The 12,958-nt window shown below is 60.1% G+C and carries 9 protein-coding genes; 3 read left to right on the forward strand and 6 right to left on the reverse strand.

Annotated features, from left to right (window positions below; translation table 11 throughout):
• Positions 1–8 precede the first annotated feature (8 nt).
• Positions 9–1,019: a tRNA dihydrouridine(20/20a) synthase DusA gene (dusA, locus tag HQN82_RS05270; protein ID WP_173614619.1), complete on the forward strand. Its 1,011-nt coding sequence runs from the start codon at positions 9–11 to the stop codon at positions 1,017–1,019.
• Positions 1,020–1,025: 6 nt separating this feature from the next.
• Here the strand turns inward: dusA and HQN82_RS05275 are convergent, their stop codons facing one another.
• Both HQN82_RS05275 and uvrA read right to left on the reverse strand, forming a co-directional pair.
• Positions 1,026–1,826 (reverse strand): DUF72 domain-containing protein, encoded by an 801-nt coding sequence (locus HQN82_RS05275; protein WP_173614620.1) that lies wholly within the window; start codon positions 1,824–1,826, stop codon positions 1,026–1,028.
• Positions 1,827–1,882: 56 nt separating this feature from the next.
• Complete coding sequence (gene uvrA / locus HQN82_RS05280; protein ID WP_173614621.1) at positions 1,883–4,804, reverse strand: excinuclease ABC subunit UvrA; 2,922 nt, start codon at positions 4,802–4,804, stop codon at positions 1,883–1,885.
• A gap of 264 nt (positions 4,805–5,068) precedes the next feature.
• Between uvrA and HQN82_RS05285 the strand changes: the two genes are divergently transcribed.
• Positions 5,069–5,647, forward strand: coding sequence for a single-stranded DNA-binding protein (locus tag HQN82_RS05285; protein ID WP_048902810.1), 579 nt, complete (start codon positions 5,069–5,071; stop codon positions 5,645–5,647).
• A 349-nt stretch (positions 5,648–5,996) separates the two neighbouring features.
• Here the strand turns inward: HQN82_RS05285 and HQN82_RS05295 are convergent, their stop codons facing one another.
• A complete protein-coding gene (locus tag HQN82_RS05295) occupies positions 5,997–7,145 on the reverse strand; it encodes a CBS domain-containing protein (protein ID WP_173614622.1) in 1,149 nt (382 codons plus the stop codon).
• Between the two features lie 128 nt (positions 7,146–7,273).
• The gene (locus HQN82_RS05300) at positions 7,274–7,903 is read right to left on the reverse strand and encodes a MarC family protein (RefSeq protein WP_035208833.1); all 630 of its coding nucleotides are present in this window, start codon (positions 7,901–7,903) and stop codon (positions 7,274–7,276) included.
• Positions 7,904–8,119: 216 nt separating this feature from the next.
• On the opposite strand from HQN82_RS05300, the gene gyrA reads away from it, so the two are divergent.
• Entirely contained in the window at positions 8,120–10,912 is a 2,793-nt protein-coding gene (gene gyrA / locus HQN82_RS05305; RefSeq protein WP_004441736.1) for a DNA gyrase subunit A, read from the forward strand.
• Between the two features lie 92 nt (positions 10,913–11,004).
• Here the strand turns inward: gyrA and HQN82_RS05310 are convergent, their stop codons facing one another.
• Both HQN82_RS05310 and HQN82_RS05315 read right to left on the reverse strand, forming a co-directional pair.
• Positions 11,005–11,265, reverse strand: a complete 261-nt coding sequence (locus HQN82_RS05310) for a hypothetical protein (RefSeq protein WP_004441743.1) — start codon at positions 11,263–11,265, stop codon at positions 11,005–11,007.
• Positions 11,266–11,347: 82 nt separating this feature from the next.
• Positions 11,348–12,841, reverse strand: a complete 1,494-nt coding sequence (locus tag HQN82_RS05315; protein ID WP_081093392.1) for a D-alanyl-D-alanine carboxypeptidase — start codon at positions 12,839–12,841, stop codon at positions 11,348–11,350.
• Positions 12,842–12,958: the final 117 nt, after the last annotated feature.

The following is a 12,958-nucleotide window of genomic DNA, read 5'->3' on the forward strand; positions in this document are numbered from 1 at the left end:
GTTAATCCATGTACAGACAAGCGCTTGCAAGCGGCGAAAAAATCTTCGCCGTGGCCCCCATGATCGACTGGACCGATACGAGGTGCAGGTTTCTGCACCGGCAATTGTCGAAGCGTGCGCTGCTTTACACCGAAATGATCGTTGCCGACGCCATCACCCATGGCCAGCGTGACAGGCTGCTCGGTTATCACCCTCAGGAACACCCCGTCGCGTTGCAGCTCGGCGGGTCTGATCCGGCCAAGCTTGCCGAAGCGGTGCGGATCGCCGGGGACTACGGTTATGATGAAATCAATCTGAATGTTGGCTGTCCCTCGGATCGGGTGCAATCCGGCACCTTCGGCGCTTGCCTGATGCGCGAGCCTGATGTGGTGGCGCAATGTGTGGCCGCAATGAAGGCTGCCGCCAGTGGGCCGGTTACCGTGAAATGCCGGATCGGGGTGGATGAGCAGGAGCCGGAAGCGGTTCTTCCTGATTTTCTGAAGAGGGTTGTTGCGGCGGGCGCGGACGCGGTCTGGGTTCACGCGCGCAAAGCCTGGCTGCAGGGGCTTTCGCCAAAGGAAAACCGCGAGGTGCCGCCGCTCGATTATGACCTCGTCTATCGCATGAAGCGGGAAAATCCTGACGTCTTTATCGGCATCAACGGCGGCATCGCCGATCTCGATCAGGCGAGCGGACATCTCCAGCATATGGATGGCGTGATGCTCGGCCGCGCCGCCTATCACAACACCTCCATCCTTGCCGACGTCGACCATCGCATCTATGGCGAGGAGGCCCGCCACCCGGACTGGATGGTGCTGCGTGACGCGATGATGGCCTATGCCGCCGATTATATCGCCGCGGGCGGACGTCTCAACCACGTCACCCGCCATATGGTCGGACTGTTTCAGGGCATGCCCGGCGCGCGCCGTTTCCGGCAAATCCTCTCCAGCGATGCCACGAGGCCCGGGGCAGGGCCGGAGGTCATCGAGGCCGCTTTCGCCAGCATCGATGTCAGCACCACGAAAGACATGGCGGGCTGAAAGCGCTCAGACCGCCTTTTGCAGTTCCTGCGCACCATTAGGCGCATTGACCTTGCCGCCGGTAATGAAGAAAGCGAAAACGTCGCGCGGGGTCTTCTCAACCTTCCGATCCGGCGCGATCAGCGGCAGATCGTCCGGCACACCGCCACTGGCATAGGTCTTTACCCGCTCAGCCCAGTGCGTGATCTCTTTTTTCGGATAGCAGGTCTCGATGTCGTCCTCGCCCTTCTGCAGGCGGCAATAAACGAAATCGGCCGTTACGTCAGGCAGCATCGGATAATCGTGATGGTCAGCGCAGACGACGGCGACCTTGTGCCTGGCAAGAAGTTCGATGAATTCCGGAACTTGGAATGTCGGGTTGCGCACCTCCACGACATGGCGAAGAGTGAACCCGTCCTGCTTTTCGGGCAGCAGCGCCAGAAATGCACCGAAATCCTCCGCATCGAATTTTTTCGTGGGCGCAAACTGCCAGAGGATGGGACCGAGATGGGACCCGAGTTCCGTCAACCCCTGCGTCAGGAACTTCGTGATCGACTCACCTGCCTCGGCCAGAACCCTGCGGTTGGTGACAAAGCGGCTTGCCTTTAGCGAAAACACGAAATCCTCGGGCACTTCGGATGCCCATTTAGCAAAGGTCTCCGGTTTCTGGCTGCTGTAATAGGTGCCGTTCACCTCGATTGCCGTGAGCTGCCGGCTGGCGTGTTCCAGCTGGCGTTTTTTCGGCAGTTTTTCGGGATAAAAAGTGCCTTCCCAGGGCTCGAAGGTCCAGCCGCCGATACCGGTGCGGATCGTGCCTGATGTCGACATATCTAGTTCCTCCTCCGGCCTTCGGCCTTTCGAACCTTTGCGAAGAAAGCTGCGGCCTACTCCGCAGCCTCCCGTTTTCCGGCCGGCCGGCGCTCCAGAAGCTCCTTCAGGAAGTGGCCGGTATAGGAACGCTCCACCTTGACGATGTCTTCCGGCGTGCCCGTGGCCACCACTTCGCCGCCGCCCGTACCGCCTTCAGGCCCGATATCGATGATCCAGTCCGCCGTCTTGATGACTTCGAGATTATGCTCGATCACCACCACGGAATTGCCCTGTTCCACCAGCGCATGCAGCATTTCGAGCAGCTTGTTGACGTCGTGGAAATGCAGGCCCGTCGTCGGCTCGTCGAGAATATAGAGCGTGCGGCCCGTCGAGCGCTTCGACAGTTCCTTGGCGAGCTTGACGCGCTGCGCCTCGCCGCCTGAAAGCGTATTGGCCTGCTGTCCGACCTTGATGTAACCGAGGCCGACATCGAAGAGCGATTGCAGCTTGTCGCGCACGGCGGGAACGGCGGCGAAAAATTCGACGCCCTCCTCAACCGTCATATCCAGCACGTCGGCGATGGATTTGCCCTTGAAGGTGACGTCCAGCGTCTCGCGGTTATAACGCTTGCCGTGGCAGACGTCGCAGGTGACGTAGACGTCAGGCAGGAAGTGCATCTCGATCTTGATCACCCCGTCGCCCTGGCAGGCCTCGCAGCGGCCACCCTTGACGTTGAAGGAGAAACGGCCGGGCGCGTAACCACGAGCCTTGGCTTCCGGCAGGCCGGCGAACCAGTCACGGATCGGCGTAAAGGCGCCGGTATAGGTGGCCGGGTTGGAGCGCGGCGTGCGTCCGATCGGCGACTGGTCGATATCGATCACCTTGTCGATGAATTCGAAACCATCGATGCGGTCGTGTTCGGCCGGGATTTCACGCGCGCCCATGACCCGGCGCGCCGCCGATTTATAGAGCGTCTCGATCAGGAAGGTGGATTTGCCTCCACCCGAAACCCCGGTTACGGCCGTGAAAACACCGAGCGGCACAGCGGCCGTGACATTCTTCAGGTTGTTGCCGCGTGCGCCAAAAACCTTGATCTCGCGGCCCTTCTTCGGTTTGCGGCGCTCAGCCGGCACGGCAACGCCGAGTTCACCGGAGAGATATTTGCCGGTCAGCGATTTCGGATTGGCCATCACTTCCTGCGGGGATCCTTCGGCAATCACCTGGCCGCCGTGAATACCGGCCGCCGGGCCGATATCGACAACATAATCCGCCGTCAGAATGGCGTCCTCATCATGTTCGACCACGATGACGGTGTTGCCGATATCGCGCAGATGTTTGAGCGTATCCAGCAGGCGCGCATTGTCGCGCTGGTGCAGGCCGATCGAGGGCTCATCGAGAACGTAGAGAACGCCGGTGAGGCCAGAGCCGATCTGCGAGGCCAGACGGATACGCTGGCTCTCCCCGCCCGACAGCGTGCCCGAATTGCGCGACAGGCTGAGATAATCCAGCCCTACATCGTTGAGGAATCGCAGGCGTTCGCGGATTTCCTTGAGAATACGGACGGCAATTTCATTCTGCTTCGTGTTCAGGCTTTCCGGCAGCACCTCGAACCAGTCGCGCGCCGTGCGGATCGACATTTCGGTGACTTCACCGATATGCAGCTTGTTGATCTTGACCGCCAGCGCCTCCGGCTTCAGGCGGTAACCGGCGCAGGCCGGGCAGGGGGCTGCCGACATGTAGCGCTCGATTTCCTCGCGCGCCCAGGCGCTGTCTGTCTCTTTCCAGCGCCGTTCCAGATTGGGCACGATGCCTTCGAAGTTCTTGACTGTCTTGTAGGAGCGGGCGCCGTCCTGGTAATTGAACTCGATCTTGTCGTCAGTGCCCTGAAGAATGGCGTGCTGCGCCTCCTTCGAAAGATCGGACCACTTGCTCGAAAGCTTGAAACCGAAGGCTTTGCCGAGCGCTTCCAGCGTCTGGTTGTAATAGGGCGACGATGATTTTGCCCAGGGAGCAATGGCCCCGTCACGCAGGGTACGGGCCGGCTCCGGCACGATCAGGTTCTCATCCACCTTCTGCTGCGAGCCAAGGCCATCGCAGCTGGGGCAGGCGCCGAAGGGGTTGTTGAAGGAGAAGAGACGCGGCTCGATTTCCGGAATGGTGAAGCCGGAAACGGGGCAGGCGAATTTTTCCGAAAACAGCACCCGCTCATGGGTCTCGTTGAGAGACTTGTTGGCGGAACCACCGGCGGCTGTCTCTTCGGGCGGCAGGGGCCTGTCGGCAAATTCGGCAATTGCCAGCCCGTCGGCAAGCTTGAGGCAGGTCTCAAGGCTGTCGGCAAGACGCGCGGCCATATCCGGGCGCACGACGGCGCGGTCAACCACCACGTCAATGTCGTGTTTGTACTTCTTGTCGAGAGCAGGAACGTCGGCGATCTCGTAGAACTGGCCGTCCACCTTGACGCGCTGGAAGCCTTTCTTCATCAGCTCGGCAAGTTCTTTCTTGTACTCGCCTTTGCGGCCGCGCACGATCGGCGCGAGGATGTAAAGACGCATGCCTTCCTCGAAAGCGAGGATGCGGTCGACCATCTGGCTGACCGTCTGGCTTTCGATCGGCAGGCCCGTGGCCGGCGAATAGGGGACGCCGACACGCGCGAAGAGAAGGCGCATATAGTCGTAGATCTCGGTGACCGTGCCGACCGTGGAGCGCGGGTTGCGCGAGGTGGTCTTCTGTTCGATGGAGATTGCCGGCGACAGGCCCTCGATCTGGTCGACATCCGGCTTCTGCATCATTTCGAGGAACTGGCGCGCATAGGCCGAGAGGCTTTCGACATAACGGCGCTGGCCTTCGGCGTAGATCGTATCGAAGGCGAGCGACGACTTGCCTGAGCCGGAAAGCCCGGTCATGACGATCAGCTTGTTGCGTGGCAGATCGAGATCGATACCCTTGAGATTGTGTTCACGGGCACCACGGATGGAAATCGTCTTCAGTTCACTCATGACAAGGCTCGGACAAAAATAACAGGCTGGATGGCGGCGCGTCCTTATGTAGTGACGCAGCCGGACGTGTCGAGGTCTATTCCCTATCGGTCGCAGCTTTTCACGATGCTTGACTCGAAATCTGCAATTCAATAGAACAAAAAAGGAACGAATTGCAAGCGCGAATGTCTGCCCCCACAGCTTAAGATTATTCTTTGTGGATAGTTCCATGCTTGCGGTGCCCTTTGCGGGCGGCGGCAGCTATTGTGTGCCGAATTTTTTGAAATGCAATTGCCGGTCATGATGGCCGGCGGACAGGATGACGAGATGGCTGGTAGCGTAAACAAGGTAATTCTGATCGGAAACGTGGGCGCTGATCCCGAAATCCGCCGGACGCAGGATGGCCGACCCATTGCCAACCTGCGCATCGCCACCTCGGAGACCTGGCGGGACCGCAACAGCGGCGAGCGCAAGGAAAAGACCGAGTGGCACACGGTCGTCGTGTTTAACGAAGGCCTGTGCAAGGTCGTCGAGCAATATGTGAAGAAGGGCGCCAAGCTCTATATCGAAGGCCAGTTGCAGACCCGCAAATGGCAGGACCAGACCGGTAACGACCGTTACTCCACCGAAATCGTGCTGCAGGGCTTCAACTCCACGCTGACCATGCTCGATGGTCGCGGTGAGGGCGGCGGCCGTAGCGGCGGCGGCGACTTCGGCGGCGGTAATGATTATGGCAGTGGCGGCGGCTCCAGCTATGGCGGCGGTTACGACCAGCAGTCCTCCTCGCGCGGCGGTTCTTCCCGTGGTGGCAACCAGCCTTCGGGCGGATTCTCCAACGACATGGATGACGATATCCCGTTCTGATCGGACCGGGGACGAAGAGACCTGTGACAGGAGGTGAGCTTGACTGACGAAACCCTGCAGCCAAAACAGCCCGCCACCTGGCGCATCATCCTCGCTTTTTTCTCGACTTCTGGACGGCGTTTTTCGCCGCCGGATTTCTGGTCGCGACGGTAGCGGGAGGGCGAACGCCCGAAGGTTTCGCCCTCAACGGTGCGCCCGCCTTTATCGCCTTTGCGCTGATCATTGCCTATTTTGTCGTGCTCGGGCGGTTCTTCGGTGGCACACTGTGGCAGCGCCTTTTGAAGGCGAGACGCTGACATCGGGCTTTGCCGTTTTTTTAAGAGAAGAACACTTCGACGCCCGGCGCAATCTATGCCGCGACTTTATCGGCCAGCATCGCCACCATGACATCGGATTGCGAGACGATGCCGACCATCTTACCCCTGGCGTCGATGACAGGCAGATAATGCAATCCTTCCTCCGCAAAGCGGATGATTGCTTCCTCGATTGGGGTTTCCGGCTGCACGGTTTTAACGGGCGATGTCATGATGTCCTTGACCGTATCGTTGGGGGCACTTGCGCCTGACAGGATGAGGCGCAGTCGCTGCAGGAAACCGATCGAGGGACGGCCGTTTCTCCAGCTCGCCTTTTCCAGAAAGTCTGTCTGGGTGACGATGCCGACGATTTCGGCGCTGTCATTGGTGACGGGCAACGCCTTGAAATGATGGCTTTGCATCAGGGCATGCGCGTGGCGCAGACTGTCATCAGGGGCGACGCCGACCACATCCCGGGACATGACACTTTCGCAATCGAGATGCAGCGCGCGACGCCGGTAGGAGCGCAACTCTGTCTTCCGCAGGATGGTTTCCAGCGCGTCGCGGTCGATATCGATGAACTCATCATATTCCTTCAACACGTCGTCGAGATCGGTGGAGGAAAAGCCGATTTTCTGGATGGGTGTCGGATCGGCTGTCCCGTGCGCGGCCTTGCCAAGCTTCAGACCGTGTGGATAGGCGCGGCCAGTGGCATTGTTGTAAGCGAGGGCCAAGGCAAGAAGGATCAGCGAATTTCCGGCGACCGGCCACAGCAGGAAACCATAGCCGAGGCCATGTATGGCAGGGCCGCCCAGAACGGCAGTCAGCGCCACCGCACCGCTCGGCGGATGCAGGCAGCGCAGCGCCATCATGGCGGCGATGGCCAGGCTGATGGCGAGCGCGCTTGCGAGGAACGGATCCGCAACCAGCAGCGCCACCGTCACCCCGACAAAAGCCGAGACGAAATTCCCGCACAGGATCGACCAGGGCTGCGCCAGCGGGCTGGAGGGTACGGCGAACAACAGGACGGCCGAAGCCCCCATTGGCGCGATCATGGCGGGCAGCGTGGGATCGAAACGAAGAGCGAAACTGGCAAGAATGCCAGTCAGCAGTATGCCGACGAAGGCGCCTGTGGCGGAGCGGAGCCTTTCCCTGTTGCTGACGGGTGCGGCATCGGGAATGATGCGGCGCAGCGTGGAACGCATGGAGATAACTTTCGAATCCGAAATGACACGCGTCTTTTAGCCGAAGCGCCAGCTGAATTTAAAGGAGGATTTTCCGGCATTTCAGCGGTGGGCAGGAATTTATTGCGTTGGTGTCGCGCAGGGACGGCTCAGAACGCGAAGGCCGATTTTATGCCGTCGACAACGAACTGCACGGAAAGCGCGGCCAGCAGCACGCCGAGAAGCCGGGTAAGGATGGCGCGGCCGGTATTGCCGAGAAAGCGGTCCATCCGTTCCGAGACGATCAAGGCCGCGTAAACGAGGGCCATCGCGAAAGCGAGGATAAGGATGAGCACCACCATCTCGACCGTGGTCTTCATTGAGCCGGCAAGCAGAACGGTGGCGGAAATAGCACCCGGCCCGGCAATCAACGGTAGGGCCAGCGGGAAGACCGCGAGATTGTGGAGATGGTCCTTGGTAATGGCGATTTCCGAGGTCTTTTCCTTGCGCTCCTGGCGCTTTTCGAAAATCATTTCAAAGGCGATCCAGAACAGCAGAAGGCCGCCGGCGATGCGGAAGGCGCCCAGCGAAATACCGAGCAGATTGAGGATTGCGAGGCCGAAGAGGGCAAAGACGGCAAGGATACCGAAAGCGATGATGGAGCCGCGCAACGCCACCTGGCTGCGCTGGTCACGGGTCATTCCGGCAGTCAGCGCCAGAAAGACGGGCGCAAGCCCAGGCGGATCGAGTGTGACCAGAAGTGTGGTAAGCGCATTGATGAGCGTTTCGCTGCTGGCCATTCTTTCCCCGTTGGTTTTGTTTTTAGGCCGGAGCCTACGCAAGTCGCGGGCACTTTGAAAGAGAGCGCCACGCATTTCGGCGGCTAAATCGTGAAAAGCGGCGTTCGTCTTGCAAATGACGCAAAAGCCTGTTCAAAACTCGCCGGGAAATTGGCTTAACGTGGCTGTTTCCGCTATAAAAATCCATCCGATTCTTAACAGAGAATGTGATCCGTTTTGACTGACCAGAGCCCCCCCGGCGGCGGAAAGCTTCCGCCAGGCATTGAACCGATTTCCATCATGGAGGAAATGCAGCGGTCGTATCTCGATTACGCCATGAGCGTTATCGTGTCCCGCGCGCTTCCCGATGTGCGAGACGGCCTGAAGCCGGTTCATCGCCGTATTCTGTACGGCATGTCCGAACTCGGCATCGACTGGAACAAGAAATACGTCAAATGCGCCCGCGTAACCGGGGACGTGATGGGTAAATTCCATCCGCACGGCAACTCGGCAATCTATGACGCGCTGGCGCGTATGGCGCAGGACTGGTCGCTCCGCCTGCCGCTGATCGACGGCCAGGGCAACTTCGGCTCCATCGACGGTGATCCGCCGGCCGCTGAACGTTATACCGAATGCCGTCTGGATAAGGCCGCGCATTCGCTGCTTGACGATCTCGACAAGGAAACGGTCGACTTCCGCGACAACTATGACGGCACCTTGCAGGAGCCGGTCGTCATTCCGGCCAAGTTCCCGAACCTGCTGGTCAACGGGGCAGGCGGCATCGCGGTCGGCATGGCCACGAACATCCCGCCGCATAACCTGTCAGAGGTTATCGATGGCTGTATCGCCCTGATCGACAATCCGGCGATCGAGCTGCCGGAACTGATGCAGATCATTCCGGGCCCTGATTTCCCGACCGGTGCGTTGATCATGGGCCGTTCCGGCATCCGCTCGGCTTACGAAACGGGCCGCGGATCGGTCATCATGCGTGGCCGCGCGACAATCGAGCCGATGCGTGGCGACCGCGAGCAGATCATCATCACCGAAGTTCCCTATCAGGTGAACAAGGCGTCGATGATCGAAAAAATGGCTGAGCTGGTCAAGGAAAAGCGCATCGAGGGCATTTCCGACCTGCGCGACGAATCCGACCGCCAGGGTTATCGCGTCGTCATCGAATTGAAGCGCGACGCCAATGCAGACGTCATCCTGAACCAGCTTTACCGCTACACACCGCTGCAGACCTCGTTTGGCTGCAACATGGTGGCGCTGAACGGCGGCAAGCCCGAGCAGATGACGCTGCTCGACATGTTGCGTGCTTTCGTGTCCTTCCGCGAAGATGTCGTCAGCCGTCGCACGAAATACCTGCTGCGCAAGGCGCGCGAGCGGGCGCATGTGTTGGTCGGTCTGGCGATTTCCGTCGCCAATATCGATGAGGTCATCCGCGTCATCCGGCATGCTCCCGATCCGGCTTCGGCCCGAGAAGAACTGATGACGCGTCGCTGGCCTGCACAGGATGTGGAAAGCCTGATCCGCCTCATCGATGATCCGCGCCACCGCATCAACGAAGACGGGACTTACAACCTTTCCGAGGAACAGGCGCGCGCCATTCTCGAATTGCGCCTCGCACGTCTTACAGCGCTCGGCCGCGATGAAATTGGCGACGAGCTGAACAAGATCGGCGCTGAGATCAGCGAGTATCTGGAAATCCTGTCATCGCGCCTGCGCATCATGCAGATCGTCAAGGACGAGCTTTCCGCCGTCCGCGACGAATTCGGCACGCCGCGTCGCTCCGAGATCGTCGAGGGCGGTCCCGATATGGACGATGAAGACCTCATCGCCCGCGAAGACATGGTCGTGACCGTTTCGCATCTCGGTTACATCAAGCGCGTGCCGCTGACGACGTATCGTGCACAGCGTCGCGGCGGCAAGGGTCGCTCCGGCATGGCAACGCGCGATGAGGATTTCGTCAACCGTCTGTTCGTCGCCAACACCCACACGCCAGTCCTGTTCTTCTCCTCGCGTGGCATCGTCTACAAGGAAAAGGTCTGGCGTCTGCCGATCGGCACGCCGCAGTCCAAGGGCAAGGCCCTTATCAACATGTTGCCGCTGGAACCCGGCGAGCGCATCACCACCATCATGCCGTTGCCCGAGGACGAAACGACCTGGGAAACGCTTGACGTGATGTTCTCGACGACGCGCGGCACGGTTCGCCGCAACAAGCTCGGCGATTTCGTACAGGTCAACCGCAACGGCAAGATCGCCATGAAGCTGGACGAGGAGGGCGATGAAATCCTCTCCGTCGAAACCTGTACGGACCGCGACGATGTGCTGCTGACGACCGCGCTCGGCCAGTGCATCCGCTTCCCCGTGGACGATGTACGCGTCTTTGCCGGCCGCAATTCCGTCGGCGTGCGCGGCATCAACCTGGCCGAAGGCGACCGCATCATCTCCATGACCATTGTGGGCCATGTGGAAGCGGAGCCGTGGGAGCGTGCGGCTTACCTCAAGCGCTCGGCTGCCGAACGGCGTGCCGCAGGCGTGGATGAGGACGATATCGCGCTCGTCGGTGAGGAAGTAACGGAAGAGGGCGAACTCAGTGAGGAGCGCTACCAGGAACTGAAGGCGCGCGAAGAATTCGTGCTGACGGTTTCCGTGAAGGGCTTCGGCAAGCGTTCATCGTCTTACGATTTCCGCACTTCAGGCCGCGGCGGCAAGGGCATCCGCGCCACCGATACCGCGAAGACGTCGGAGATCGGTGAACTTGTCGCGGCCTTCCCGGTGGAAGAAGGCGACCAGATCATGCTGGTTTCCGATGGCGGACAGCTCATCCGTGTGCCTGTCAACGGCATCCGCATCGCCAGCCGCGCGACCAAGGGTGTGACAATCTTCTCGACCGCGAAGGATGAGAAGGTGGTTTCCGTGGAGCGCATCAACGAGCCTGAAGGCGACGACGAGGCTGAAAATGGCAATGGCGAGGAGGCGGATGACAATCTGCCGACCACGCCGGAGGCACCGGAAAGCGAGGCGTAAGCCGCCTCGTTTTTCACATCAGGATCAACAAAAACCCCGCGGTGCCTGTGCGCCGCGGGGTTTTTCTTTGGGTTTCCGTCTGGTGCGGTCTGTTAGCGAATACGTATATGAACCGGTGAGCGCCCCGACCGACGGGCGACGTGCAGGTGAATGCTGGCTTCCGGCTGGTTGGCGCGCCAGGCACGGGCGCCATGCGAGAGCAGCAACGCGACGAGATCACGCGTTTTTGCCTTGGAACGGTTGAGACCGAGATCGGCGATACGCATCGCCGCCTCATGAATGGGATGCAGAACCGACAGGCTGCCATGCCCGTTGCCAGACGCAATGTCCGAATAATTCTCGTTGACTGCCATCTTGGAAAGCCTCGCTACTCATTACACAATTCGAGGAGACAGGCGATGTTCGAAACAGAGAGCACCGCCTGCGGGAACGTCTTCACTGAAGGGATGCCCAGCAGCTGACGCCTTTCTTTTTCAATGCATTGCACGCATTCACCGCGGCGTTCTGGCCATCGAAGCCGCCGAAACGGGCGCGGTATATCTGGGAGCCGTCCTTACTGTAGGCCACCGTGAAGGGCTTGGCGGAACGCAGTGCCGCACCGCCTTTTTCCTGGGCGCTCTGCAGCAGGCCGCGCGCGGAATTTTCGTCCGGCGATGCGCCAATCTGGATGACCCAGCCGCCCTGCGGCGCGTCAGACCTTGCCGCAACGGAAGGTGCGGAGGCTGCGGAAGCCGAGGTGGAAGCCGTGACGATATTATCGACCTTGGTGGAATTGGTTATCAGCTTGCGATCGGGCGCGGAGGGCGCCTGACGGATGGGGTCTTTACCCTTCTGCCAGGTAGCCGCTTCCATTGCCTTGACGGCTGCATTGGAAGAGGAGCCAGCAAAGGCGGTAACCGGCGCTTCCTCGTAACGCGTCTGCGGAACGGGTCCGGCATTGGGCAGGCCGGCATCCGTCGCGGCGACGGCGACAGAGGGAACGGCGGCGGCCACAGCGACCGGCTCTTCGACCGGGGCGGAACGCGTCTGTGCAATCAGGTTGCTGTTGCCGCCACGCGACGCCTGCGGCAGATAGGTTGCAACCAGTTTGCGCATGGTGGCGTCACGGGCGGCGCTGGAGCGACCGCCGAGAACGACGGCGACAATGGAGCGCCCGTCGAGCTGCGCGGAGGTGGCAAGATTGCTGCCGGCTGCACGCGTGTAACCCGTCTTGATACCGTCGACGCCCTTCACGGTTCCGACGAGGCGATTGTGATTGCCGATTACCTGCTTGCCGAAATTAAAAGTGCGGGTGGAGAAGTAACCGTAATATTGCGGAAAATGCTGGCGAAGCGCGATGCCGAGGCGGGCTTGGTCGCGCGCCGTGGTCATCTGGGCTGTATTGGGCAACCCGTTGGCATTGCGGTAGGTCGTGCGCGTCATGCCCAGGGCACGGGCCTTTGCGGTCATCATTCTGGCGAAACGGTCTTCTGAGCCGCCGAGATATTCACCGAGCGCCGTCGCCATGTCGTTGGCCGACCGGGTAACGAGAGCAAGGATCGCCTGCTCGACCGTAATGCTGCCGCCAGCGCGCACACCGAGTTTGGACGGCGGCTCCTTGGCTGCATTCGCCGAAACCGGCACCTTGGAATCAAGAGAGATACGTCCGGCACTGAGGGCTTCGAACGTCAGATAAAGCGTCATCATCTTTGTGAGCGAAGCCGGGTAACGCAGCCCGTCGGGATCCTCGCCGTAAAGCACCTTGCCCGTCTTCGCATCGATGACGATGCCCGCATATTTCGGATCGGCCTTTGCGGTCTGGACGGATGTTGCGGTTATGAACGCCGCCGCAAGTGTCAACGCCACAAACCTTACAAAAGACCCTGTACCCGCTTTGCGCGAATGTGCCCAAGATAGACTTTTCAACACTGCTGAACTCTTTAATCGCATATTTATGTTCCGCTCGGACACGCCCCGCCCGAATGCTCCGGGTAGAAACTTTATCGGGATGGCGTTACCAAGTGGTTTATGAAAGGTATCCGCCTTCCATAAAATGCGACTTCTCAC

It is taken from the genome of Agrobacterium pusense (genome assembly GCF_013285525.1).
In the GTDB taxonomy this organism is placed as follows: Bacteria; Pseudomonadota; Alphaproteobacteria; order Rhizobiales; family Rhizobiaceae; genus Agrobacterium; species Agrobacterium pusense.

Coding starts and splice junctions, on each gene's coding strand:
- dusA (WP_173614619.1), top strand. CDS start 9: ATGTACAGACAAGCGCTTGCAAGCGGCGAAAAAATCTTCGCCGTGGCC.
- HQN82_RS05275 (WP_173614620.1), bottom strand. CDS start 1,826: ATGTCGACATCAGGCACGATCCGCACCGGTATCGGCGGCTGGACCTTC.
- uvrA (WP_173614621.1), bottom strand. CDS start 4,804: ATGAGTGAACTGAAGACGATTTCCATCCGTGGTGCCCGTGAACACAAT.
- HQN82_RS05285 (WP_048902810.1), top strand. CDS start 5,069: ATGCAATTGCCGGTCATGATGGCCGGCGGACAGGATGACGAGATGGCT.
- HQN82_RS05295 (WP_173614622.1), bottom strand. CDS start 7,145: ATGCGTTCCACGCTGCGCCGCATCATTCCCGATGCCGCACCCGTCAGC.
- HQN82_RS05300 (WP_035208833.1), bottom strand. CDS start 7,903: ATGGCCAGCAGCGAAACGCTCATCAATGCGCTTACCACACTTCTGGTC.
- HQN82_RS05310 (WP_004441743.1), bottom strand. CDS start 11,265: ATGGCAGTCAACGAGAATTATTCGGACATTGCGTCTGGCAACGGGCAT.
- HQN82_RS05315 (WP_081093392.1), bottom strand. CDS start 12,841: ATGCGATTAAAGAGTTCAGCAGTGTTGAAAAGTCTATCTTGGGCACAT.